The sequence below is a fragment of the Erythrobacter sp. GH1-10 genome, assembly GCF_045363165.1.
GTDB lineage: Bacteria > Pseudomonadota > Alphaproteobacteria > Sphingomonadales > Sphingomonadaceae > Erythrobacter.
This window is the reverse complement of sequence record NZ_JBJFLP010000001.1, coordinates 1092538-1116513: the sequence shown is the minus strand read 5'-3', so window position 1 is coordinate 1116513 and position 23976 is coordinate 1092538. Positions and strand designations below refer to the sequence as shown.

Sequence of the window (23976 nt, the reverse complement as noted above, 5' to 3'; positions counted from 1 at the left end):
AAACAGTGATTTGCGAATTGCCCGTCCCCTTTCCAGGCTGCGTCATGTTGCACCGCCGGGCTAACATGATGCGATTGGAGGGGCAAACGGCGTTCCTGCCCTTCTGCGCACATTTCAGCGCCTGGCCATCCAGCGCCGGTTCTCGCGGAAACTGGCCACGCGATAGCCGCGCTCGCGCATTTCCTTGCGGTAATCGTGCTTCGCATCGGCGATCTCGCGATGGTATTCCTCCCATGCATCGCGCACATCCTCGCGGTCGGTCGCACGTCGCAGGTCGCTTTCGAGTTCGCGTTCGGCCTCGCTGATGTCGGTCTTGTAATCGAGCCACCACGAATTGCTGTCGTTATTGGGTGCGATCGGCATCCCGCGGTCGCGCTCGACGATGATCGGATGCGCGCTTGCCGCAACCGGCGCCGCGAGCGCTGCAATGGCAAGGGTGATCGAGGTGCTGAGCTTCATGTGCTGTCTCCTTCGATTGGTCGGGGACAAGCAAGGTGCTGGTTGGAACCTGAACGTTGGCAGACTCCGGAAGCCGGTATGCGACCGAGGCGTGCATCAGCCGCGATAAATCGATTGGCGCGCCCGGCAGGACTCGAACCTGCTGCCTCAAGATTAGAAGTCTCGCGCTCTATCCAGATGAGCTACGGGCGCGCGCTCCGTGTGGAACTGCCGGTGCAATAGCGTGCTTTGTGCGCAATGGGAATCGCGCTAGAGGCGCGTCTTATGGAAAACACCGATCCAGCCGCCGCGTTCGACGAGGACCCCGATGACGGCATCCAGGCGACCAGCCATGCTCCGGTGACCTTCCGGTATTACGATTTCGTCATGGCGGCGTTTGTCGCGATCCTGCTGCTGTCGAACATCATCGGCGCGGCCAAGCTGACATTCGTCGAGGTCAGCTGGTGGCCGCAGGGCTGGTGGCCCGCCGCGGACGGCGTGTTCATCTACGGCGCGGGCATATTGTTCTTCCCGCTCGGCTACGTCATCGGCGACGTCTTGACCGAGATATACGGCTTCGCCCGCGCGCGGCGGGTGATCTGGACCGGCTTTGCGGCGATGATCTTCCTCGCTTTCATGAGCTATGTGGTGGTCAGCCTGCCCGCCTTCGACGGGTGGGAATGCGCGGGCAGCGGAACGCTGGAAATGAAGGGTGATGCCGCCGCCGTGCCCGGCTCGATCTGCCAGCAGACGTATGAGTCGGTTTTCGGCAGCACCTGGCGGATCGTGGTGGCGTCGATCACGGCGTTCTGGGCGGGCGAGTTCGTCAATTCCTATGTGATGGCCAAGATGAAGGTCTGGACCAAGGGCAAGGCCCTATGGACCCGCACCATCGGCTCGACCGTCGTCGGGCAAGGCGTCGACAGCCTGATCTTCTATCCCGTAGCCTTCTACGGCATCTGGACCACCGAAGCGGTGGTGACGGTTATGGTCACCAACTGGCTGCTCAAAGTGCTGTGGGAAGCGGCGCTGACGCCGGTGACATACTTCGTCGTGGGGCGGCTCAAGAAGGCGGAGGGCGTCGACCTGTACGACATGGAGACCGATTTCTCGCCCTTCTCATCGAAAGAAAGGCGCGGGCTGGCCTGACGCCTATTTCGCGGGGACTTCCTCGTCGTATTCCGGATCGCTGTGCAGCTCGCCATCGGGCACGGTCTCGACCGTCCAGTCCAGCCCCAGCCGCCCCGACAACAGCCTGATGTCCTTTTCAGTGGGGATGCCGAACAGCGCTTCGTGGCTCTTTTCCAGCCGCAGGACGAGCGTTTCGTCGCGCACGGTCAGGCGGCTGACCTGGAGCGAACGCCGCGATCTGGCCCCGATCCTGCGCGCGAGGCGTACCGCCAGGCCCCAGCAGATCGCTTCTTCGAGCGCTTCCTCGCTGGCCAGTTCAGTGACGTTCGCGGGCATATCGAGATTGTTGCCGTTGGCCGCGATCGCCGCGCCCATCATCGCACGCTCAGTGTCGGTGACATCGATCCAGCGCTTGTGCAGCGCCCACTCGATTGCCTGCGGGTGGCGGATGTTGGGCTCGATCTGCATCGATGCGAGCGCGAGCATCGTGGCTGCCAGCCGGATACGTTCCGAACCGTGTTTGCGCGAAGGCGCAGCATCGACCGTCCAGCCCGCTATGCGAGCGGCAAGCGTGGGCGGAGCGCCGCGCTGGGCCGCGAAGACTCCGATGCCCGCAAGCAGCGGATCCTGCGATTTCCCATGCAGCGGCAAGCGATCGTAAAGCAGCCCTTCGCGCAGACCCCATGATGAAAAGACGAGCTCGCTTGGCTCAATCCGCGCAAGCATAGCCTGCAACAGAACCGCTGCATCGGGCAGCTTTTCGGCGCGCATCGAGGAGATGCGATCGCGCGCCTGTAGGTCTTCGACCGATTGCGACGCGAGCGTCTTGGCAAGCTTTTCCGCCCCGTCCGTATCGATCCGGTAGCCGTGAGGATCCGACAGCGGATGCCCTTCCTCCTGCATGGCGAAGACCGCCATGGTCCGCCAGGTTCCGCCGACGAGGAAGAGCGGTTCGCCCTTGCCGATCGACTTTCCGAACGCGGGGGCACCTTTCTTGAGCGCCTTCGTCAGCGCCTTGCGCATATCGGAATCGGCTTTGTCGTCGTCGCGATACTCGGGCAGGCGCAGCGTGCCGAGCGGGAGCGAGATAGCTTCACCCGGCTCACCCTTTGCGATGCCCACCAGTTCGAGGCTGCCGCCGCCAAGGTCGGCCACGGTCCCCGTCGCGCCGGGGAAAGCGCCGGCGACGCCGTTCGCGCTTACGCAGGCTTCCTCTTCGCCGGAAAGCACCCTCGGTTGGAAACCGAGCGCACGTAATTGCTTCACGAACGCCTTGCCATTGCTCGCCTCGCGCACGGCGGCGGTGGCGACACAATCGATATCGACCACGCCGAGATCGTCGAGCAGCAGCGCGAACCGTTTAAGGCCGCGCATGGCCAGTTGGATTGCCTCTTCGGCGAGCACGCCTTCGCTGGCGATGGCGCGTCCCAGTTGGGCGGTTACCTTTTCGTTGAGCAATGTCGTCGGCGCCCGCATCGAGCCGCCGTAGACGACGAGCCGCACGGTGTTCGAACCGATATCGATGATGGCGCGCCCCGGCTGGTTGCCGGAGAACGCTCCGTCGCGTTCGGATCGCCGCGTGCGATAGCTCATCCGCCGCGCCCCTTGCGCAGCGAAAGCTTGGGCACACCGCCCGCCTCAAGCGCGCCGCCACGCCCCGAAAGCGATGGGTTGGTCATGAAATAGCGGTGACAATTGAAAGGCTTCGAGCCACCTTCTTCGACAGCTTCGACTCGCGAATAGCTGCCATCTGCGTGCAGCCACCAGCTTTGCTCGGTGTCGAGCATATTCGCGAGCAGAACTTGCTGGAGCACCTGATCGTGCACCGTGCGATTGAGGATCGGGATCAGCGATTCAACCCGGCGATCGAGGTTGCGGCCCATCAGGTCGGCGGAGGAGATGAACACCGCTGCGGCGGGGCCCGGCATAGCGCGGCCATTGGCGAAAGCGTAGATGCGGCTGTGTTCGAGGAAACGTCCGATAATCGATTTGACCCGGATGTTCTCGCTCATCCCCGCTACGCCGGGACGCAGGCAGCAGATGCCGCGCACCACCAGTTCTACCTGCACCCCTGCATCGCTTGCGGCGTAAAGCCGGTCGATCATGCCCTGGTCGGTGATCTGGTTGCACTTGATCCAGATCGCAGCGGGCTTGCCCTTCGCGGCATTGACGATTTCCGTGTCGATCCGCCGACACAGTTCCTCGCGCAGGTTGAGCGGAGCGATCGATATCCGTTCCAGCGAGTCCGGCTCGACATAGCCGGTCACGAAATTGAACATCTTGGCCGCATCGCGGCACAGTTTGGGATCGGCGGTGAAGAAACTGAGATCGGTGTAGATCTTGGCGGTGACCGGGTGGTAATTGCCCGTTCCGAAGTGGCAATAGGTGCGAAAGCCGTCATCCTCGCGGCGCACGACCATCGCCACCTTGGCGTGGGTCTTCCAGTCGGTGAAGCCGTAGATCACCTGCACACCGGCGCGTTCCAGCTTGGTTGCCCAGGTGAGATTCTGCTCCTCGTCGAAACGGGCCTTGAGCTCGACCACCGCCGTCACCGACTTGCCGCGCTCGGCGGCGTCGATCAGCGCGTTGATGACCGCCGATTGCGAGCCTGCGCGATACAGCGTCTGTTTGATCGCCACGACGTCCGGATCCTCGGCCGCCTGACGAATGAAATCGACCACCACCTCAAAGCTTTCGTAGGGGTGGTGGATGATGATGTCCTTTTCGCGGATCGCGGCAAAAGCATCGCCATCGTGTTCGCGAATGCGCTCGGGGTAGCGCGGCGAATAGGCATCGAATTTGAGGTCGGGCCGGTCTTCTTCGACGATTTCGGCAAGCCCGTCGATCCCGATCATTCCGTCGGTCTTGATCACGGCGGCCTCGTGGACACCCAATTGCTCGAGCAGGATCGCTTCCGCCTGGGGATCGAAATCCTCCTCGAGCTCGAGCTGGATCACCTGCCCGCGCCTGCGCCGCTGGATCGCGCTGCGGAAGGTGCGGACAAGATCCTCGGCCTCTTCCTCGATCTCGATATCGCTGTCGCGCAGCACGCGGAACAAGCCGTCGCCCTCGATCGTGAAGCCGGGAAAGAGCTTTTTCGCATAACGCTGGATCAGGCTGGCAATCGAGATGTAGATCGTCTCGCCATCGGCCACCCGGTCGCTCGGCACGCGGACGAAGCGCGGGAGCGCGCTCGGGATCAGGATCATCTCCATGATCTGTTCCTGGTCCGCATCGCGCGTGAGCGTGAAGAGCAAGCCCATGCCTTCGTTCTGGACGAAGGGGAACGGGTGCGCCGGGTCGAGTGCCTGGGGGGTGATGACAGGCACGATCTCTTCGAGGAAGAACGACTTGAGCCACTTGTGCGCCGCCTTGTCGATGCGGTGCTCATCGGCGATGTGGATGCCGCTCTCGGCGAGGCGGTCGTGCAGGTTGCGCCAGATATCCTGCTGCCAGTCGGTCAGCATGGCGAGCCTCTCGCGGATCGCGGACAATTGCTGCGTCGGCGTTCGCCCGTCGATCGAGGGCTTGGCGATGCCGCGTTGCACTTGCCCGACCAGACCGGCGACGCGAATCATCATGAATTCATCGAGATTGCTGCCCGAAATCGAAAGGAAGCGCAGCCGTTCGAGCAGCGGATATTGCTCGTTGCAGGCCTCCGCCAGCACCCGCTCGTTGAAAGAAAGCCACGAAAGCTCACGGTTGAAATACAGCTCTTCAGGCGCGGCGGGCGCATCCGCAGGCGACGAGGCAGCACTGGGCGCGGCCGTCGTGACCTTCTCGCTGATCGCCGTCTCGCTCATTTCCTGCCCGTTCTGCCCCTCGTCAGCGTTTGGTGCCCCATACATGAACGCGGGCGACCGCAATTCGTGCCAAAACCAGCGAGTCGTGTAATTGACGCAGGGGCGCTTGTCACACCGTTCCGCGGGCGGTCGTTCAGACCAGAGAGCGGCTGTCGGCGATCTGGGTGATGCCGCGCTTGCCATTGGCATCGCGGCCGAGTTGCACGATCACATCGATCACGCTGGCCGAATAGGCGATCGTGTCCGAGCGGGAGAGGCCGATCCCGGTCTGCATCACCATCAGCGCGAGCTGTTCGAGCGCGCCGCGCAGCGAGTTGGCGTGGATGGTCGAAAAGCTGCCCGGATGGCCGGTGTTGATCGCGCGCAGGAAAGACACGCTCTCCGCCCCGCGCAATTCGCCCAGCACGATGCGGTCGGGGCGCAGGCGCAGGGCGGCCTGAAGCAGCTCGTTCGGAGTAACCTTTGCTTCACCCAACTCGCCCTTCACCGCCACAAGGCCGACCGAATTCTCGCCCGGGAATTTGAGCTCGGGGGTGTCCTCGACCAGCACGACGCGCTCCTCACGCGGGATTTCGCCAAGCATGGCGTTGAGGAACGTGGTCTTGCCGGTGCTGGTGCCACCGGAAATGAGGATCGTGCGGCGATGGCGGATCGCTTCGCGCAGGTAGGCGATCGGTTCCTGCTGCGCATCGGGCATCGCCACTTCGGTTTCACCGGAGAGCGGCCCACTGTCATAGGCATCGAGCGGCAGGTCGAGCCGGCGGTGACGGCGGATCGCCATGGTCCAATGCTTGCGGCTCGCAGGCGGCCCGCAGAACTGGATGCGCGCGCCGTCTGGAAGGGTCGCTCCGAGCAGCGGATGCTCTCGGTTGATGCCCTGATGCGAAACCCGCGCAACCTGTTCGGCGAGGCGCTGCACCAGACGGTCGTCGATTTCGGGCGTATCCACCCGCCTCATTCCCGGGTCGGAAGCGTCCTCGATCCACACCTCGCCGGGTCGGTTGACCATGATTTCGGTGATGGTGTCGCGATCGAGCCAGCGCTTGAACGGCGCGAGGTAGGCGTCGAGATAGACGCTGCGTTCACCCAGCGCAGTGAGGCTGTCGGTGGGAGTATCGTCCCCGTCGGCTGTCGCGAGTGGATGAATGTCGGCGCTCATCGTTGCTTATTGGACCGTGCTGAAATCGAGATCGCGCGCGGTGAAGACGCGGATCGGTTCGCCCATTCGTACCCGGATGGTCGGACCGATCTGCCCGTCCTGCTGCAAGGCGGTGCTGGCGGCGCTCTGCCCCGCCCCGCCGATCACGACCGATGCACCTCCCGAAGCGACCGCCCCGAGTCCGCCGACGACCGACAGCAGCAACGCAGAACCGAAGCGCTTGAAGAAGTGGTTATCGACATCGCCCGCAAGGCCGGTCGTGCCATCGAATCCCACGGCGGGCGACGCGATGTTGACCGAAGCCCCATCGGGCCGGATCAGCCGGGTCCAGATGACATAGGCGCGCTTCTGACCGTTCTGGACGCCCGACTGGTACTGGCCGATCAGACGCGAGGAGCGCGGGATCAGCACACGCTTGCCATCGAAACTGCGTACATCCTGACTCACTACCGCGCGGACATAGCCCGGTACGTCGGTGTTGATCGCGGTTTCGAGGATCGCGGGGATAAGCGTGCCCTGGGTGACGGTGGTGGTGGGATTGGCCATCGCCCGCGCCTGTGCGGGCGCGCCGCCGACCCCGCCGATCCGGCTCGCGAACGCGGCTGCAGCACCTTCCGCACCGGTGTCGCCGGTGCCCGGCGCGCCCGAAGCGGTCGTCGAGTTCGGCGCTTCGAGCACGCGGCTCGATTGCGCTGCCGTGCTCGCATCGTAGACCATGGTCGGGCTCGCATAGGGATTGGTTGCCGGAGAGGTACTCGGCTGATTGGCGAGGATCGGTGCGGGAGCCGGATCGGGCGAGGGCTCGACTTCCTGCGGCGGCAGTGCGGGTTCGGTCACCGGAACGGGCGCTGCGGCCTGCACCGGGGGTTGAACATTGGCGTTTCCGACCGGCTGCTGCTCTTGCACCTGCGCAGATTGCATCGCCCAGAATGTCGTTGCTCCGAGCAGGCCGACGATAGCGACGCCGACTGCGAGGCCGAGTCCGTCAGACTTCGCCTTGCGATCGACCACCGCGGGAAAGCCGTTGCGGCTTGCGAGGTCGATGATCTCCGCCGATTCCTGCTCGCGCGGATCGCCGCCGGAACCGTCCTTTTTCGGAAGCCGCATTGCCAGTCGCATCACTTGATCTCCCTTGCCGCGAGCGCGGGGCCATTATTTGTAAGCGTCGCGGAATCGTCGCCCGACCTGAGCACGATCATCCCCGGCACCACGTCGAGCACCACGGTGTTGCCACGCACGGTGAAGTTCACAGGCCCCTCTTCACCCTCGTAATTCCGCACGAGGATGGCCGGGATCGGCGTCCCCTCAGGCCAGGTCAGGTATACCGATTCGCCATCGTCATAAGCCTGCTCCGGAATGAGCTCGGCATCGCCTGTGCTCGCCCACGCGAAGTTGAGGCGCTCGGGGTCGGCAACCGCGAGAGGATCGGTGGCGGCTGCCATCTCGACCGCATTCGCCTGCTCGCGCGCGCGCTCCGCCGCACGCGCAAGCCGCGCCTCTTCTTCGGCCTTCTCGGCCTTGGGATAGCTGAACTGCAGCACATAGAGCGGGTTGTTGCGCGGGCTTGAGACGAGATCGAACAAATAGGTGCGTTTGTTGGTCACCACCGTCATGTTGGTCTTGGCGTTCGGTTCAAGCGGTTTGACGAACAGCAACGATTGCGCCTTGTTGGGCTGCACCTGCCACGCTTGGCTGTCGCCGATGGCGACGTTTTCGATTGCTTCGTCCTCGCGGAACTTGATGGTCGTCTGGACCTTCACCTTGCCGTTGATCTGGAAAACGGTCGCTTCGTCATAGACGCGGGTTTGCAGCCGCTGGTCCTGTGCGAGCGCGGGTACCGCGAGCAGAAGCGCCGCCGAAGCGAGCGAAAGCCGAATGAAGTCGGCGCGGATCATTGCGTGTTCTCCGATTTTCGCGAAATCTTGGCTGATCCCGCGTTGCGGAACCGGTTGCCGATCCCGCGGGTGCGGGAAGATGAAGGGTTAAGCGGCGCAGCCTGACCGCTGCCTGAAGAGGTGGCGAACACCTTGGTCTCGCGGACGGTCGTGCGGCCCGAGCCGCCGGTGTCGTTGGCCGCAACCACGGCGGCCTGCGGGACGACATCCATGCGGCGTCGGCCGGTCGATGCTGCAGCGGGAGCGACTTGCGAGGCGCGCGAAAAGCCCGTTTGCAGCGGCGCAGCTTGCGGGGCCGCGCGGAGTGTGTCGTTAGCGCTCTTCTCCTCCTTCGAGGGGACCAGCCCGAACACCTGCCACTTGCCGACCATCACCACCGACACGATCAGCGCCATCACCATCAACGCACAGTGAACGAAGCCGACCATGAAGAACGCCATCGCTGCTTGCTGGTCGATCTGGCCGGGGATGGCGACGAGCGACGCAAGGATGGGCACGGCGATTTCGAGCATGATCGATCCGCCCAGCACCGCAAACAGGGGTGCGATGGCGAGCATCGTCACACCCTTGAGCCAGCCGGTGAAGAGGCCGCGTGTGCCATTGAACAGAGCGAGCACGACGAAGATCGGCCCCACCGCGAGCAACAGTGCAAGCCCGATCCGTGCGGTGACGAGCAAGCCGACGGTGCCGAGCAGAAGCATCATTGCGCCCGCCCACATCATCCCCTCGGGAGAAAACAGGCTGATATCGGTCGCATCGCCGCTCGCCTGCTGGACTGCGAGGAAAACCACGTCGAGCTTTTGAGCGAAGGTCGCCGTGGCCGAACCCTGGGTGCCTGTGATGACGCCAGCAATCTCGTCCGGCCCGCCGACGAAGACGTTGTAAAAGATCGCCGAGAAAGCCGCGAAGCTGGTTGCGAACGTCAACACCAGTCCGATGGTCATGATGCGAGGGACGAGGTTGCGGACCGAGAGGTTCGACCTCCCGAGCATCAGGCTGATGCCGAAGAACGCAACATAGAGCACCAATAACAGCGTCAGCGCGAACGCCAGCTGCCCGTCGGTACCGAACAACCGCCCGAACGCCTGCTCGCTGATCTGCGAGGCGATGCAATCGACCGCGGTCAGCGCCGCAGCGACGCCGGTGCCCATATCCTGGGCGACGAGATCACAGCTCGTCGTCATTCGGCGGCCTGCCAGACCGGCAAGGGAATGCCATTCTCGTCGAGACCGCTCGCCCCGTCGGGCCACGCATGGCCGGTGAGCGCGGGGTACCACTCCGAAGGCTCGTCACCCACCGCTTCACGTAACCGGTCAAGCCGGCGCACGGCGACCTCGCGGCCCGAGAGCACGGTGAGCACTTCGGGGGCGCCCGAGAGGTCGAGCCGTACAACGACGCTCGCATCGGGCTGGCGCACGAGAAAACAGCGGCTGTGCGCGGGCAGCGAACGGATCAGCGCGAATTCGTGATCGGTCAGACCGAAGCCGTCGATGTAATCCTCGGGCCGCGCGCGGCTGTTGGGCATGAAGATCATTGTTGCGGTCTGCTCGACCAGCGCAGCCGAAATGCGGCTTTCGAGCGCATCGCGGGCGGACTGTGTCGCAAATCCGACGAGAGCATTGCGTTTCCGCAGCGTCTTCAGCCAATCGCGGATACGCGCAGCGAAAACCTCGTCGTCGAGAGCCTTCCAGCCCTCGTCGATCAGGATCATCGTCGGTTGCCCGTCGAGCCGTTCTTCGATCCGGTGGAACAGGTACATCATAACCGGAGTGCGCAGGCGCGGGTTTTCGAGCAGCTGCGTCATGTCGAAGCCGAGCACGCGGCGGTCGAGATCGAGCAGGTCGCGCTCATTGTCGAACAGCCACGCATGTTCGCCGCCTTCGCCCCTGGTATCGCCGATCCATGCGCCGAGCCGGTCGGCAAGGTCGCCCGGTTCGGGACGGCGCGCGCCCGCAAGTAATTCCTTGAAGTGTCTGAGGCGCCTGAGGCTGGCATCGTTCTGATACGCGGCATCGACCGCCGAAGCGATTATGGCGTGTTCCTCGGGGCCTTCCGCCTTGAGGAGCACACCGAGCCAGTCGCGCAGGAATGCCTTGTTCGCAGGGGTATCGGGCAAGGCCAGCGGGTTGAAGCCGGTCGGCTCGCCCGCGTTGATGCGGTCGTAACGCCCGCCGATCCCGCGAATGAACAGCTCGGCGCCGCGATCCTTGTCGAACAGGATGGTGCGCGGTTTGAACTTCTGTGCCTGCGCGGCGAGGAAGTTCATCACCACGGTCTTGCCCGATCCGCTCGGCCCGATGACCGAGAAATTGCCAAGGTCGCCGTGGTGGAAGTTGAAGAAGAACGGGGTTGCGCTGGTGGTTTCCAGCAGCGTGACCGCGTCGCCCCAGTGGTTGTTCGTGGCCTGCCCCAAAGCGAAGCCGTGGAAGCTGCCGAAGCCTGCCATATTGGCCGAGGAAATCAGCGCACGGCGCACGATGTATTCCTCGTTGCCCGGGAACTGCGCCCAGAACGCCGGCTCCAGATTGGTGTCCTCGCGCACCGCGATCGCGCCGGTATCGGCGAGCGCGGCGGCACAGGCCGCAGTGGCATCGTCGAGACGATCGAGCGAGCGTTCGCGCACGAGCACCGTAAGGTGGTGGTCGCCGAAGCCGACCGCGCCGTTCCCCAGCGCGTCGCGCGCGGCCATCATGTCGGCGCGTTCGGCGGCGGCCTCCTCGTCGACCGAGCGTGAGCGGCGCAGCGCAAGATCGATCCGTTCGCGCGCGGTTGTCCGCTCGTTGGGCGCGTAGCTTTCGGTGACGATCATCTCGTGCGGCAGCCGCAGCAGGCCATCGAGCAGCCCTGGAGAGGTCGCTTCGGGATAATCCTTGAGCCCCAGGATCGCAGAGAAATCGGGATCGCCCGATCCGCGCGATTCCATCGCGTCGAGACCGAAACTCACCCGACGATAGGGCAGCATTTGGCCGATATCGGTGTCCTCGTGCGGGCGACGCACCGGACGCATCTCACCATTGTAAATGGCCGAGAGCAACTCGAGCATCTCCGAATTGGTGCCCTCGCCGTGCCCGGTATAGTCGCCGAGGACCGTTGCACCGTAGGCCGACAGCGAGGCGACGAGACCGGTCGCCGCAGCCTTGAGACTGCGCAGGTCCTTGTAATCGGCCTCGACCTCTTCCTGCCCGCGCCGCTGCCAGAATTTGCCGATGCGTTCGGGCAATCCAGCCTTGCCCCGCGCCGGGCGCCGAATGAGCGTGACGAACTGGTCGTTGATGAACAGCGAGCCGCCCGCGAGCCGTTCCTTCCAGCGCGCATCGATATGGCGCGAGAGAGGATCATCGAATGTGCCGTCGATTTCGACCTCGACCCGGCGGCGGATCACGTGGTGATAGAGCACGAAGCGCGCATCCAGAGTCGATCGCAGCATCACCTCGCGGGTGGCAGCGTGCGCGTTCAGTGCGTCGGAATCCTCGGTTTCGAACAACAGGCCCGGCACCTGGATCGCTGTCATCACCGATCCGTCGCGCAGCAGCACCGTGCTTTCATCGACCAGCCGCGCATAGGGCAGCCGGTCGCCAGCGCGCGCTTCTTTCGCGCTCCATGCAGCGGGTCCGATCCACTTTGGCATTCTGTGTCGGCCCTCCTTTCAGGTGGCCAGTTGCATCACGTTACGGGGCGTAGCTGTTACAGCCCCAACGTTTGTAATTGGGCACGCGCGGGCATTTGGAGACCTTGGCGATCCAGAGGTCGAAAATGCGCGGTTCGCGCAGCGAAGCGAAATAGCCGACCGCGTGCATCACGACCGGCACCAGCAGGAAGACCAGCAGCATCACGACATTCGCGATCAGCAAGTCCTTCAGGATCAGAAAGGCGATCGTCGTCACCATCATGTTGATGATGAAGAAATTCATAGTCACGCCCGCGAACATCTGCGGACGGGTGAGTGCGCGGTGCACCGGATGACGGGTAAGATCGCTCATTTTCCGACTCTTTGCATTCTCCTAGCCTGCCGCCGCCTGAATCCCGGCGACGATCGTGGTCGCGCCAAACAGGATGAACACGCCGATGATAACGGTCGCTCCAAAGCGCCAGTTCATCCTGCCGGTAAGCATCATGAAGCCGATCGCCGCGACGGCCATCACCGCGACGGTGGTCGCAACGGTGCCGAGCAGCGTGTTCTGGAGCCAGAGCAGCGCATTTGTGATGGGGCCAGACCCTTGCGGGTCCACCCCTTGCGCAAACGCCGCGCTCGGCATGGCCAGTACCGTCAACAACGCGGCAGCGCGGGCAAAAAGAGTAATCAAGGAATTCATCAATGTGTCCATCTTCTTCAAATTCAGAAAGCTCGGTGCGTGTCGATCATGTCCCCTATTGGCCATCGACGCGGGAATGACTCGCGAGACGCCCCATAATGGCAGCAACATAATGCTTCGTCTCGCGGATGTTCGGGATTCCCCCGGCTCTGATCACCCGTCCGGGACCGGCATTATAGGCCGCCAGCGCCTTTTCAAGATCGCCATCGAAACGGTCGAGCTGTTCGCGCAGGTAGCGCGCCCCGCCCTCCAGATTGGCGTAGGGATCGTCCGGATCGACACCGAGGTAACGCGCGGTTCCCGGCATGAGTTGCGCCAGACCGCGCGCACCCGCGGGCGAGACGGCGTTTTCCCGCCAGCGGCTCTCTTGCCACACCACCGCTTCGAGCAAGCTAGGGCTGAGGTCGAACCGGCGGGCGAGTTCGTGGATCTTGGCCGTGTATTGCGCAGGGATAGCCGCTGCGTGACGCGACGTGTCGGCGACGATTTCGTCGGGCACCAGCGCGGCGTTCAATTCGACCACGCTCGCTTCTTGGGCGGAGTCGCCGGGCAGCGGTGCGCCAGCGCCGCCCGCGACCCAACGGGCGCCGGTGGCGTCGATTTCCATCACGTCGGCCTGCGCCTGCGAAGCGAAGGCAGCGATCGTGACGCTAAGAATGTACATGCTCGCGCGCGCGAGAATCATCAGGTGGACCCTCCGAAGCTCTCCCATGCTTACCGCAAATGACACGCAGGTGACAATTTTGCGCCGAAGTCTTCGAGAAACCCGTTGATCGGGTGGGAGACGACGAAAGCAAAAGAGGCGCGTCTTCTCAGACACGCCCCCATCGGTGCGCGCGGAATAAGCCCGTCAGTCGCGTAGCGTCAGCGTTTCCGTGGCCCCGACTGCGGGACGGAATTCCCCGCGATCCAGCATCCCGAGTGCCCGGCGGGCGAGACGTCGTGAATCGCTGGTGTGGCCCGAGGCAGTTTCGAGATCGATCGCCTCTTCACTCGCCATGGCAGCGCGGAACAGCGCGCGAGCCCGTGTGTCATCTCCGCGTTGCGCGTGCGCAATTCCAAGGTTGATGAGGATCGCAGGGTCGTCGGGATTTGCAGCGAGCTCGGATTCGAGGACCCGGATGGCCTCGCCTTCCCTGCCCTGCGCCAGCGATGCGGAAGCGAGCCTGACGTCGGGTTCGCTCGCCATCTGCGCCGATACCGAATCGGCTGCAGCCGGATTGGCGACAGCAATGGCAAATGCGACGGTCGTGAGGATCATTTCCGCTACTCCTTCTCAATCGGAGCAAATGTGAAACACCTTTCACGCAAATGCAACAAAACTGTAACATTGTCATTTTTAGGCCATTTAACTGACCAACCCTCTGATTATTAGGTGTAATAAATGAGTCTCATTCGTCCGACCGGCGAGTGCGAGCTCTCCTGTCGAATGTCGCATTTGTCATACTTCGGTCGCACTTCGGAAATTGTGTAGATACTGAATTCAAACGGTAATCCTGCAAGAAATCTGTCACGCGCCCCGCCTAGCGCCACCCCTGCGAACCAAGTCGCATGTACTGACACTCGGTTTTTAGGGGACCGCTCGCTGTGAAAAATCTTCAACGCACTCTCGTTCTCGGCGCCAGCATTGTAGCTCTTGCAGGCTGTGGCGCGGACGAAATCGTCTCGCCCGGCACCAGCGGCGACATCATCATCAACAACCCGTCGCCCTCGCCGACACCAACGCCGACCCCGACCGGCGGCGCGACCGTCACCGCGGCTGCAGGGTGTCCGACAATCAGCTCGACCGGCGGTCTCGAAGATCGCGGCGTCCTCAGCAACACGCCGACCGGCGACTATCGCGTTTGCCGTCTTCCGGCGACTTTCAACGTCGACGACAGCCTCCCGCGCATCGACGGCCTGCTTTATGAGATCTCGGGCCGTGTGAATGTCGGCACCGACCAGGGCTTCAGCAGCACCGGCACCGATGTGACGCTCAATGTCGATCCGGGCGTGATCTTCTTCGCGCAGGCCGAATCGTTCCTCGTGGTCAATCGCGGCAACACGATCGAAGCCAACGGCACCGAAACGATGCCGATCATCTGGACCAGCCGCGACAACGTGCTCGGCGTGGCCAGCGACAACAGCCAGGCCCAGTGGGGCGGCGTGGTGCTGCTGGGCCGCGCGCCCGTTTCCGACTGTTCGAACCTCGTGTTCAACACCGCTGCGGCGCCGAACGCCAATCCGCAGTGCGAACAACAGCTCGAAGGCACCGTGGTCGCCACGCCGTTCGGCGGCACCGACAGCGCCGACAGCTCGGGTTCGATGACCTACAACCAGATCCGCTTCTCGGGCTTCGAACTGCAGCAGTCGAACGAACTGCAGTCGCTGACCACCGGCGGCACGGGCTCGGGAACCACGCTCGAAAACATCCTGTCGTTCAACAGCTCGGACGACGGCGTCGAATTCTTCGGCGGTTCGGTCAACATCAAGAACCTCGCGGTAATCGGCGCGTCGGACGACTCGCTCGATGTCGACAGCGGCGCGCAGGCGAATGTCGAAACGGTGGTGGTCGTGCAGCGCAGTGGCACGGGCGACAGCCTCATCGAGTTCGACTCGCCGGACGACCTTGCCGACGGCACGCCGGGCAATGCCCTGCCGCAAAGCCGCTTGCAGGTGAACAACTTCACTTTCGTGCAGCGTTCGTCTTCCTCGTCGCAGGCCATCCGCGCACGCGGCGGCCCGGCGCTCGGCCTGACCAACGGCGTGATCGACGTCGATACTGCCGATGACGTCTGCATCCGGATCGACGAAACCATCACTCTCAATGCCATTATCGGTTTCGACTCGATCGTCTGCGATGGCGCCAACCGCCCGGTTCGCGGTTCGTCGGGAGTTGCCGATGCCGATGTCCAGGCGGTCGTCGACGCAGGGACCAACAACAACCTGCTCGCGACGCTGACGCTCACCAACACGCTGGTGAACGGCACTTTCGAGAACGGCATTACCTCGTTCGATCCGACCGCCCGTTCCTCGTTCTTCACCGACTTCGGTTTCATCGGAGCCGAGAACGACGACATCACCGACAACTTCGGCGACTGGACCTGCAACTCGTCGATCATGGACTTCGGCAGCGCCACCGGCGCCTGCACCTCGCTGCCGGTCTACTGATCGCGCCCGACCGATTGATGGGGAGGCGTGGCAGGCTGTCGCGCCTCCCCCACTCATAGATGCAATGGGGGCTCTTCAGCCCCGACATTCAAGAACCTAGACACAGGGGTTTTCGCATTATGTCGACCGGCAAACGCCTCGCAGGCTTGCTGCTCCTCACCACGTCGCTGTCGTTTCCGACAGTTCTGCACGCGCAGTCCGCGGACCAGCCTCCGGCAGATGAAGCTGCAGAAGAAACGACCGACGAGGCAGAGACCGCCCAGGAAGAGGAAGAGTTCGAGCAGCCGGAGGTGTCCGTCCCGGGTGGCGGGATCATCGTTACCGGTCGTCGCAACCGCAATCCCGAACGCTCCTCGACGCAGGTTCTCAACGTCCTGACCGAAGCCGACATCGCCCGTACCGGCGAAGGCGACATCGCCGGCGCGCTCGGCCGCGTCACCGGCCTTTCGGTGGTGGGCGACGGCCGCGTCTTCGTCCGCGGGCTTGGCGATCGCTACTCGCTCGCGCTCCTCAATGGCCTGCCGCTGCCGAGTCCCGAGCCGCTGAGCCGCGTCGTTCCGCTCGATATCTTCCCGACCAACGTGGTTGCTTCCTCGCTGGTCCAGAAAACCTATTCGGCCAACTATCCCGGCGAGTTTGGCGGCGGCGTGATCAATCTCACCACCAAGGCTGTGCCGGTCGAGGATTTTCTCAATGTCAGCCTGTCGGTCGGAGGAGATACCGAAACGACGTTCCAGAACGGTCTCACCTATTTCGGTTCGGATTGGGACTCTTTCGGCTTCGACAATGGCAATCGCGACATTCCATCGAACCTGCAGGCTTTCCTCGATAGCGGCGAGCGTATCGGCACCGTGCCGATCGAGGTCAGCGAGGGGATCGCCGGGCAGCTGATGCCGCTCAATCTCGTGACGCTCCAGAAAGTCCCGCAGCAGCGCGCCAACCTTTCCGGCTCGATCACTGGCGGTGCGTCGTTCGAGCTTGGCAGCGATACCTATCTCGGCGTGATCGCCACAGCCTCGATCAAGAATTCGCTGCGCAATCGCACCGTGATCAGCCAGGGCGGCAGTTCGGACCTGTCGGAGCTGTTCCAGGACTTCCGCACGTTCATCACCGACGAGAATATCCTCGTGAACGCGTTGCTCGGCCTCGGACTCGATTTCGGTCCGCACACGCTCCGCTGGACCAACCTCTACATCCGCGACACGCTGAAGACCGCGCGTCTCGAAGAAGGCACCGACATCCTGCCCGGGTTCAACGGGTTCGATTTCCAGAACCAGCAGACCGCGTGGTTCGAACGCCAGCTGATCGACACGCAGATGGTCGCCGAGCTCGACTTCGACCGGCTCGATATCGATTTGCGCGGCGGCTACGCCCGGACCGATCGCGAGGCACCGTTCAACACCACGGTCAGCTACACCCGCACCAACATTCCGGGCGATCCCTATGGCGACCAGTTCGTCGCTTACTTCAACCAGCTTTCGGACGCCGGGATCACCACGATCGCCTTCGACGATCTCCAAGAGGAGCTGTGGTTCGGCAGCGCCGATCTCAGCTACGAATTGTTCGACAGCTTCTCGGTAACGATCGGGGGGGCCTATTCGGACACCACCCGCCGCTCTTCGAGCCGCGAATTCCGACCGTTCATCTCGGGCGACGTCCTGCCCGACTCGATCGTCCCCGCCCTCGGCCTGCGCCGTCCGGGCGATATCATCAACGGGGCGACCCTGGCCGGCTTCAACGTCACGCTCACCGAAGCTTCGCCCTTTCCGGTGTTCGATGCCGGGCTCGAGATTTACGCGGGTTACGGCCTGTTCCGCTGGCTTCCGACCGATCGGCTGACGATCGAAGCGGGTGTCCGATACGAGGATGCGAGCCAGTTCGTCGCGCTCGACCAGACGATCTTCAACTCGCCGATCGCCGGGGCGACGCCGACCAATCTCAATAACGATTACTTCCTGCCCGGCGGGACGATCACCTGGGAACCGATCGACGACCTGCAACTGCGCCTCTCGGCTTCGCAGACGATCGCCCGCCCGCAGTTTCGCGAGCTGGTCGAACAGACCTATTTCGATCCGGATTCGAACCGCCGTTTCCGCGGCAACCCGCTGCTCAATGACAGCGAGCTGATCAACCTCGAAGCGCGCGCCGAATACTACCTCGGCGGGCCGAACCGCGTGAGCGTCGCCGGGTTCTTCAAGGAAATCGACAGCCCGATCGAAAACACGCTGATCTCGGCTTCGGGACAGGTCCTCACCAGCTTCGCCAACGCGCCGGGCGCCAATCTCTACGGTGCCGAGGTCGATTTCGTTTACGGCATCGACCTGTACAATCTCGGCGGCAGCTTCTTCGAGACCAAGCAGCTGCTGTTCCTCGCCAACTACACCTACGCTCAATCGGAAATTTCGGTCGGCCCGGACGACATCTCGCCGACGACCTCGAACCCGAACCAGCTTTCGAGCCTCATCTTCGACGATGGCGCCCCGCTGGTTGGCCAATCGGACCACGTTGCGAACGTCTCGATCGGGATCGAAGACACCGAGAAGACCCAGCAGCTGACCGTGCTCGTCAACTATGCCAGCGAGCGCGTGACCCTGCGCGGCGGCGCGCTGCCGGATGTGGTCGAGGATCCGGGCGTGACCGTCGATATCGTCGCGCGCACCGACCTCGCGCTCGCCGGTGTCCCGCTCGAGCTGTCGTTCGAGGCGCGCAACATCTTCGACCGAGACAATTTCGAGTTCCAGCAGCTCGGCGACAACCGGATCGAGATCAACACCTACGAAGTCGGGACCTCGTTCTCGTTCGGGATCAAGGCCGAGTTCTAACCAAGTAACCCTCTCCAATACCCTCGGGGCCGTTCCTGCAAGGGAGCGGCCCTTTTTCTTCGAATGTTGGCGAGGCTCGGCTTGTCAGGGCAGATCGAAGACGTAGCCCATCGAGCGGACGGTGCGCAGCGGGTTGCCGCCGCCTGCGGCCTTGATCGCGCGGCGCAGGCGGCCGATCCACACATCGACTGTGCGCTCGTCGATCGGCGGTTCGCGCTTGCCCAGGCCGGCGATCAGTTCCTCGCGCGAAAGTACCGTGTTGGGATTCTCGGCAAAGAACCGCAGCAGGCGGAATTCGTTGGGCCGCATCTCGATCGGCTCCCCATCCCAGCGCGCCTGCAAAGCGGCGAGGTCGATCGTCAGCCGCCCGACCTCCATCCGCTGGGTCGCGTGCCTCTCCGAATAGCGCGATTGCAGCGCGAGCACCCGGTCGAGGATCGCGGTGCGGTCGAGCGGACCGACCATGTAGTCGTCCGCCCCGGCGCGCAGCGCGCGGCGCCGATCCTCGACATCGTCTTCTTCGAGCACAAGCGTGATATGCGCCTCGCTCGTGCGCGGATCGGCGCGCAGGCGGCGGCACATCTCGAGCCCCGCCAGATCGTCCATCACCCAGTCGACGAAGATCCACGCCGGGCCTTCGACCAGCCGCCGCGGACCTTCGGGTCCAATCCGGTCGAAGATGAAGCGCTGATCGTCATGGACGAACTCTTCGAGCGTTTCGCCCAGCTCTCCGGTCAGGAAGATATTGATTAGGTCCACAAATCGCCCCGCATCGTTGCGGGACCAGAACTGACGCCGCTCTGTGACGGTGTCGTGACCGATTTTCGACCGGAGATGTCAGTTTGTCACATTACTCCGATTTTATCGAAACCGTGTCCATCGGCGGCAGCGGCATGCCCATTCCGGTGGGGTTCTTGGGATGATAGGGCGCTTCCAGAGCGGCCAGCTCATCCACCGACAGCTCGATGTCGAGCGCGGCCAGCGCGGCATCGATGTGATGCGGCTTGGTCGCGCCGACGATCGGGGCGGCGACCGCAGGCCGGGTGAAATGCCACGCCAGCGCAAGGCTCGCCATCGCATCGCCGCGCTTCTGCGCCAGCTCGGCAAGCGCCGAGACGATCGCCTTGTCGGCCTCGTCTTCGCGGTAAAGCGCCTTGCCCACGCCATCGGTTTCGCTGCGCACGGTCTCCTCCCCCCAAGGGCGCGCCAGCCGCCCGCGCGCGAGCGGGCTCCACGGGATCACGCCGACGCCCTCGTCCTCGCACAGCGGCAGCATTTCGCGCTCCTCCTCGCGGTAGAGCAGGTTCAATTGGTTCTGCATCGAAATGAACGGCGTCCACCCGTTCGCCCGCGCGGTCTCCTGCGCCTTGGCGAACTGCCATGCGTAAATCGACGACGCACCGATATGCAGCGCCTTGCCCGCCTTCACGATATCGTGCAGCGCCTCCATCGTTTCCTCGATCGGCGTGGCATCGTCCCAGCGATGGATCTGGTAGAGATCGATGTAATCCATCCCCAGCCGCATCAGGCTGTCGTCGACCGCCTGCATCAGCGCCTTGCGCGAATTGCCCCCCGCATTCGGCGCCTGCCGCCACGGGAAATAGGCTTTGGTCGCGACCACGATCTCGTCACGGTGCGCCATTTCGTTGAGCAGCTTGCCGGTGATCTCCTCCGACGTGCCGCCCGAATAGACGTTCGCCGTGTCGAAGAAATTGATCCCGCTTTCGAGCGCCTTGCGGAAGAACGGGCGGCTCTCTTCCTCGCCGAGCAGCCAGTCGCCGTGCCAGCCCTTGGTGGTATCGCCATAGGACATACAGCCGAGGCACAGCTGCGATACCATGAGGCCGGAATTGCCGAGGCGGGTGAATTTCATGTCGTGCTCCTGCGCCGGAATGGCGGATTATTTCCTACGAAGTTGACAGAGTTGACACCGTGTCAACCGGGTTTTCGCGGTTTATCGTCTTGTAATTACGGTCGAAAACAGTGCCGGTACGAAGTTGACACTTTGCAAAATCGATTTCGCGTCTCCGGCTCTTCCATATATCCCTTTTCATGCCACGGATGGCACCGGGTAGGAAAGGGCGCTCACCCTCCCTCGTCATTGCGAGCCGAAGGCGAAGCAATCCATCACCTGTCTTTGATCCTTGGTCCAACGTCGGAAGATGGATTGCCGCGCTCCCTTCGGTCGCTCGCAATGACGAAGGGGAGTTCTACGAAAGCGTAAGCCCGCCATCGACCACCAGCGTCTGCCCGGTCATGTAGGCGCTCAGCGGTGAAGCGAGGAACAGCGCCGCGCCCGCCATGTCCTCGGGCGTGCCCATGCGGCCCAGCGGGATCGAGCGCAGCGCGCCCTCCCGGCGTTCGGGATGTTCGGTGGTGACGGTGGTCAGCTTGGTCGGGACGAGGCCGGGAGCGATGCCGTTGACCCGCACGCCGTCGCGCGCCCACGCTTCTCCGAGCGATTTGACGAGGCTCGCCGCTCCCGCTTTCGAGGCCCCGTAGGCGGGGTTGCCGAGGGTAGATTTGAACGCGGCGACCGAGGAGACGACGATCATCGTGCCACCCCGGGCCGCAAGATCGTCGTGGAAGGCGCGGGCGACATCCATCACCGAATTGAGGTTCACGTCGATGACCTCGTCCCAACCCTCGCGGCCGAATTCCTTGCGCCCATAATGGACGATGCCCTGGCTGAGCACGAGCACATCGACCGGCCCGATCGCCTCCGCCAGCGCGCCCGCCGCGTCGCGATCGGTCACGTCGAGCTGGCGGTAAGCTAGCCCGCGAAAATCGCTGTCCTCGGCTTCGAGGTAATCGCCCGCATCGGGCCGCGTGCCGGTGACGGTGACTTCTGCACCGCGCCCACGAAAGCCCTGCGCGATCCCGCTGCCGATCCCGGACGACCCGCCGATGACGAGCACGCGCTTGCCGGTGAAATCGAGTGGGTCTGTCATGGCTGCTCTCCCTTGGGGACACTAAAGAAGCGCGGGAGGCGAATTGTAAAGCTGTCCCTTCCAGTCTTACGTCCGCTATCGGAGGGGCGAGTGGGTCTGACCGATGGCGACTCTTGGGTGGAAAGCAGACAAAGCAAAAAAAGCCCCGCTCGAAGGCGGGGCTTGAAAATAGAGAGCCGAATCGAAATCCGAACCCTTCGGGTCGCGTTGACTGTCTTTGCTAATCAAGATGTCCAATACGAGACAAACGATCGGCAATTCCCGATCTGACACGCCGCGAATTCGAACGGTGAAGAACGACGACTGGTGCATTGCTCGACCGTCCGCTCTAGTTTTAGCCCCTAAACCATCCGCGCGGAAGCTGATGGGTGGAAACTGGGCACAAGGTAGACCCTCCTCCAAAGGGCGGAGCATCGCTACTTCACCTTGCGCAACCATCGATCAGAAAGTGAGAAAAGTAGCGTAGCACTGTCATTGCGCAGCTCATCTCACGCGAGCAACGCTCCAGCCCACAATAGCCCCGAGTTTGATTTATAGAATGATTTATTGACACTTTTTGTGTAACTCGCAAAAGGGAGAGGTAAACCAAAGCGGAGTCATTATTATATGAAGAAGATCATTTTTTCTCTTGCAGCTGCAAGTCTGGTCTCAGCGCCTGTCGTTGCCCAGTCCTTGCCAGCAAGTGCGCCTGTTGAAGGTGAAAGTGAATTGGAAGGCGGGGCCGGCATCGTTGCAGCAGCCCTTATAGCCGGCATCGTCGCTATCGGCGTTCTTGCTTTCACTAACGATGACGACGACATCCCTGTCAGCCCATAAACGACCAAGAGCACCTTGATCACGCCTTGCGGTCCTACAGCCGCAGATGATCAAATCGGGAATAAATGAGGGGCCGTAGCGCGTTCTGCGCTGCGGCCCTCATTGATACCAAGCGACGAGCGTCTGCAGCTGGGTCGAGAGCGGAAAGTTAGCACTAGGGTCGCCATTTGCGACACCCCGTCGCTTTCAACTAAAGCCCCCGAAGCCCCTCAAATCGACCGGCTCACGACTTCCTTCATGATCTCGTTCGTCCCGCCATAGATGCGCTGGACGCGTGCGTCGCGCCACAGGCGGGCGATGGGGTATTCATTCATGTAGCCCGCGCCGCCGTGCAGCTGGAGCGCGGCGTCGACCATCTCCCACTGCATGTCGGTGTGCCACAGCTTCGCCGCGCTGGCCTCGTCGGTGGTCAGCTCGCCGCGCAGGTGGCGGGCGATGGCCCAGTCGAGATGCGCCCAGCCGACCTGCAGCTTGGCCTTCAGATCGGCGAGCGTGAACTTGGTGTTCTGGAATTCGAACACGGTCTTGCCGAACGCCTTGCGGTCCTTGGTGAACTTCACCGCCTCGTCGAACGCGCGCTGCGCCCCGCCTTGCGCGGTGACGGCGATGCTGAGCCGCTCCTGCGGAAGCTCCTCCATCAGATGCACGAAGCCGCGCCCCTCGCCGCCGAGGATGTTGGTCTTGGGCACCCGGCAGTCCTGGAAGAACAGCTCGGAAGTGTCCGCAGAATGCTGGCCAATCTTGTCGAGGTTGCGGCCCTTTTCGAAACCTTCGGTCCCCGCCTCGACCAGCACCAGCGAGGTGCCCTTGGCGCCTTGCGAAGGATCGGTCTTGGCGACGACGATCACCACATCGGCGTTCTGGCCGTTGGTGATGTAGGTCTTCGATCCGTTGATCACGAGGTGGTTGCCATCCTCGATCGCGGTGGTGCGCACGCCCTGCAGGTCGCTGCCCGCGCCCGGCTCGGTCATGGCGATGGCGGTGATGATGTCGCCCGAAATCATGCCGGGCAGGTATTTTTCCTTCTGCTCGGGGCTGCCGAGCCGCTCGAAGTAATTGACCGTGATATCGTTCTGCAGCGTGAAGCCAGCGGACGATCCGATGTATGCGATCTCTTCATTCAGTACGCAGTTGAAGCCGAAATCGAGCCCGAGCCCGCCGTTCTCCTCGCTGACCGTGGGGCACAGCATCCCCGCCTCGCCCAGCGCCTTCCACGCGCTGCGCGGAACGATGCCCTCCTCCTCGTGCTGGTCGAGATAGGGCACCATGTGCTCGGCGAGCACCTTGCGGACGGTATCGCGGAATGCCTCGTGGTCTTCGTTGTAGGCGGTGCGGTGGGCGGTGTTGAGCATTGGTGGTGACTTTCGGAGAATGGTTCACTTTGCGACGATACAACCGCGCCACGATGCACGGGTCAAGCGCGAAAGCTACAAGTTGGAAACTAGAGATCCGAGCTAGCGACCGGCTTCAACCTAGCTAGTGAGAGTAGACATTCTTA

The 23976-nt window shown here is 63.0% G+C and carries 20 protein-coding genes and 1 tRNA gene; 4 read left to right on the top strand and 17 right to left on the bottom strand.

Features of this window, described 5'->3' with window-relative positions; all coding sequences use genetic code 11:
* Positions 1-114: 114 nt before the first annotated feature.
* Together ACI5KX_RS05465 and ACI5KX_RS05460 are read right to left on the bottom strand one after the other, a co-directional pair.
* Positions 115-459 (bottom strand): hypothetical protein, encoded by a 345-nt coding sequence (locus tag ACI5KX_RS05465; protein WP_406809665.1) that lies wholly within the window; start codon positions 457-459, stop codon positions 115-117.
* A gap of 115 nt (positions 460-574) precedes the next feature.
* Positions 575-651, bottom strand: a tRNA-Arg gene (locus tag ACI5KX_RS05460).
* Between the two features lie 72 nt (positions 652-723).
* On the opposite strand from ACI5KX_RS05460, the gene ACI5KX_RS05455 reads away from it, so the two are divergent.
* Complete coding sequence (locus ACI5KX_RS05455; protein ID WP_406811324.1) at positions 724-1587, top strand: queuosine precursor transporter; 864 nt, start codon at positions 724-726, stop codon at positions 1585-1587.
* Positions 1588-1590: 3 nt separating this feature from the next.
* On the opposite strand, the gene ACI5KX_RS05450 is transcribed toward ACI5KX_RS05455, so the two are convergent.
* From ACI5KX_RS05450 to ACI5KX_RS05400, 11 genes are all read right to left on the bottom strand, one after another.
* Entirely contained in the window at positions 1591-3162 is a 1572-nt protein-coding gene (locus ACI5KX_RS05450) for a Ppx/GppA family phosphatase (protein WP_406809664.1), read from the bottom strand.
* Positions 3159-5372, bottom strand: a complete 2214-nt coding sequence (locus tag ACI5KX_RS05445) for an RNA degradosome polyphosphate kinase (protein ID WP_406811323.1) — start codon at positions 5370-5372, stop codon at positions 3159-3161. The genes ACI5KX_RS05450 and ACI5KX_RS05445 overlap by 4 nt, the downstream gene beginning before the upstream one ends.
* 133 nt (positions 5373-5505) lie before the next feature.
* Entirely contained in the window at positions 5506-6531 is a 1026-nt protein-coding gene (gene virB11, locus ACI5KX_RS05440; protein ID WP_406809663.1) for a P-type DNA transfer ATPase VirB11, read from the bottom strand.
* Between the two features lie 6 nt (positions 6532-6537).
* Entirely contained in the window at positions 6538-7650 is a 1113-nt protein-coding gene (locus tag ACI5KX_RS05435) for a TrbI/VirB10 family protein (protein WP_406809662.1), read from the bottom strand.
* Positions 7650-8426 carry a TrbG/VirB9 family P-type conjugative transfer protein gene (locus ACI5KX_RS05430; protein WP_406809661.1) on the bottom strand — a complete coding sequence of 259 codons (777 nt, stop codon included), beginning with the start codon at positions 8424-8426 and terminating at the stop codon, positions 7650-7652. Before ACI5KX_RS05430 ends, ACI5KX_RS05435 begins: the two co-directional genes overlap by 1 nt.
* A complete protein-coding gene (locus ACI5KX_RS05425; RefSeq protein ID WP_406809660.1) occupies positions 8423-9610 on the bottom strand; it encodes a type IV secretion system protein in 1188 nt (395 codons plus the stop codon). Before ACI5KX_RS05425 ends, ACI5KX_RS05430 begins: the two co-directional genes overlap by 4 nt.
* On the bottom strand, positions 9607-12054 hold the full coding sequence (locus ACI5KX_RS05420) for a VirB4 family type IV secretion/conjugal transfer ATPase (RefSeq protein ID WP_406809659.1): 2448 nt from the start codon (positions 12052-12054) through the stop codon (positions 9607-9609). The genes ACI5KX_RS05425 and ACI5KX_RS05420 overlap by 4 nt, the downstream gene beginning before the upstream one ends.
* Positions 12055-12094: 40 nt before the next feature.
* Positions 12095-12406 carry a type IV secretion system protein VirB3 gene (locus tag ACI5KX_RS05415; RefSeq protein ID WP_406809658.1) on the bottom strand — a complete coding sequence of 104 codons (312 nt, stop codon included), beginning with the start codon at positions 12404-12406 and terminating at the stop codon, positions 12095-12097.
* Positions 12407-12427: 21 nt separating this feature from the next.
* Positions 12428-12739, bottom strand: coding sequence for a TrbC/VirB2 family protein (locus tag ACI5KX_RS05410; protein WP_406811322.1), 312 nt, complete (start codon positions 12737-12739; stop codon positions 12428-12430).
* 55 nt (positions 12740-12794) lie between these two features.
* Complete coding sequence (locus ACI5KX_RS05405) at positions 12795-13424, bottom strand: lytic transglycosylase domain-containing protein (protein WP_406809657.1); 630 nt, start codon at positions 13422-13424, stop codon at positions 12795-12797.
* A gap of 165 nt (positions 13425-13589) precedes the next feature.
* Entirely contained in the window at positions 13590-14000 is a 411-nt protein-coding gene (locus tag ACI5KX_RS05400) for a tetratricopeptide repeat protein (RefSeq protein WP_406809656.1), read from the bottom strand.
* 326 nt (positions 14001-14326) lie between these two features.
* Here ACI5KX_RS05400 and ACI5KX_RS05395 point away from each other — a divergent pair, with 326 nt between their 5' ends.
* Together ACI5KX_RS05395 and ACI5KX_RS05390 are read left to right on the top strand one after the other, a co-directional pair.
* Positions 14327-15889: a hypothetical protein gene (locus tag ACI5KX_RS05395; RefSeq protein ID WP_406809655.1), complete on the top strand. Its 1563-nt coding sequence runs from the start codon at positions 14327-14329 to the stop codon at positions 15887-15889.
* A gap of 119 nt (positions 15890-16008) precedes the next feature.
* A complete protein-coding gene (locus ACI5KX_RS05390; RefSeq protein ID WP_406809654.1) occupies positions 16009-18711 on the top strand; it encodes a TonB-dependent receptor domain-containing protein in 2703 nt (900 codons plus the stop codon).
* A gap of 84 nt (positions 18712-18795) precedes the next feature.
* On the opposite strand, the gene ACI5KX_RS05385 is transcribed toward ACI5KX_RS05390, so the two are convergent.
* The 3 genes from ACI5KX_RS05385 to ACI5KX_RS05375 form a co-directional block, all read right to left on the bottom strand.
* Complete coding sequence (locus tag ACI5KX_RS05385) at positions 18796-19470, bottom strand: response regulator transcription factor (RefSeq protein ID WP_406809653.1); 675 nt, start codon at positions 19468-19470, stop codon at positions 18796-18798.
* A gap of 91 nt (positions 19471-19561) precedes the next feature.
* Positions 19562-20584, bottom strand: coding sequence for an aldo/keto reductase (locus ACI5KX_RS05380; protein ID WP_406809652.1), 1023 nt, complete (start codon positions 20582-20584; stop codon positions 19562-19564).
* Between the two features lie 337 nt (positions 20585-20921).
* Complete coding sequence (locus tag ACI5KX_RS05375) at positions 20922-21662, bottom strand: SDR family NAD(P)-dependent oxidoreductase (RefSeq protein WP_406809651.1); 741 nt, start codon at positions 21660-21662, stop codon at positions 20922-20924.
* Between the two features lie 606 nt (positions 21663-22268).
* On the opposite strand from ACI5KX_RS05375, the gene ACI5KX_RS05370 reads away from it, so the two are divergent.
* Positions 22269-22478 (top strand): hypothetical protein, encoded by a 210-nt coding sequence (locus ACI5KX_RS05370; protein WP_406809650.1) that lies wholly within the window; start codon positions 22269-22271, stop codon positions 22476-22478.
* A gap of 209 nt (positions 22479-22687) precedes the next feature.
* On the opposite strand, the gene ACI5KX_RS05365 is transcribed toward ACI5KX_RS05370, so the two are convergent.
* Positions 22688-23830, bottom strand: a complete 1143-nt coding sequence (locus ACI5KX_RS05365; RefSeq protein ID WP_406809649.1) for an acyl-CoA dehydrogenase family protein — start codon at positions 23828-23830, stop codon at positions 22688-22690.
* Positions 23831-23976 lie beyond the last annotated feature (146 nt).

Coding starts and splice junctions, on each gene's coding strand:
- ACI5KX_RS05370 (WP_406809650.1), top strand. CDS start 22,269: ATGAAGAAGATCATTTTTTCTCTTGCAGCTGCAAGTCTGGTCTCAGCG.
- ACI5KX_RS05405 (WP_406809657.1), bottom strand. CDS start 13,424: ATGATTCTCGCGCGCGCGAGCATGTACATTCTTAGCGTCACGATCGCT.
- virB11 (WP_406809663.1), bottom strand. CDS start 6,531: ATGAGCGCCGACATTCATCCACTCGCGACAGCCGACGGGGACGATACT.
- ACI5KX_RS05415 (WP_406809658.1), bottom strand. CDS start 12,406: ATGAGCGATCTTACCCGTCATCCGGTGCACCGCGCACTCACCCGTCCG.
- ACI5KX_RS05465 (WP_406809665.1), bottom strand. CDS start 459: ATGAAGCTCAGCACCTCGATCACCCTTGCCATTGCAGCGCTCGCGGCG.
- ACI5KX_RS05365 (WP_406809649.1), bottom strand. CDS start 23,830: ATGCTCAACACCGCCCACCGCACCGCCTACAACGAAGACCACGAGGCA.
- ACI5KX_RS05445 (WP_406811323.1), bottom strand. CDS start 5,372: ATGAGCGAGACGGCGATCAGCGAGAAGGTCACGACGGCCGCGCCCAGT.
- ACI5KX_RS05375 (WP_406809651.1), bottom strand. CDS start 21,662: ATGACAGACCCACTCGATTTCACCGGCAAGCGCGTGCTCGTCATCGGC.
- ACI5KX_RS05435 (WP_406809662.1), bottom strand. CDS start 7,650: ATGCGACTGGCAATGCGGCTTCCGAAAAAGGACGGTTCCGGCGGCGAT.
- ACI5KX_RS05380 (WP_406809652.1), bottom strand. CDS start 20,584: ATGAAATTCACCCGCCTCGGCAATTCCGGCCTCATGGTATCGCAGCTG.
- ACI5KX_RS05400 (WP_406809656.1), bottom strand. CDS start 14,000: ATGATCCTCACGACCGTCGCATTTGCCATTGCTGTCGCCAATCCGGCT.
- ACI5KX_RS05420 (WP_406809659.1), bottom strand. CDS start 12,054: ATGCCAAAGTGGATCGGACCCGCTGCATGGAGCGCGAAAGAAGCGCGC.
- ACI5KX_RS05455 (WP_406811324.1), top strand. CDS start 724: ATGGAAAACACCGATCCAGCCGCCGCGTTCGACGAGGACCCCGATGAC.
- ACI5KX_RS05450 (WP_406809664.1), bottom strand. CDS start 3,162: ATGAGCTATCGCACGCGGCGATCCGAACGCGACGGAGCGTTCTCCGGC.
- ACI5KX_RS05410 (WP_406811322.1), bottom strand. CDS start 12,739: ATGAATTCCTTGATTACTCTTTTTGCCCGCGCTGCCGCGTTGTTGACG.
- ACI5KX_RS05430 (WP_406809661.1), bottom strand. CDS start 8,426: ATGATCCGCGCCGACTTCATTCGGCTTTCGCTCGCTTCGGCGGCGCTT.
- ACI5KX_RS05425 (WP_406809660.1), bottom strand. CDS start 9,610: ATGACGACGAGCTGTGATCTCGTCGCCCAGGATATGGGCACCGGCGTC.
- ACI5KX_RS05390 (WP_406809654.1), top strand. CDS start 16,009: ATGTCGACCGGCAAACGCCTCGCAGGCTTGCTGCTCCTCACCACGTCG.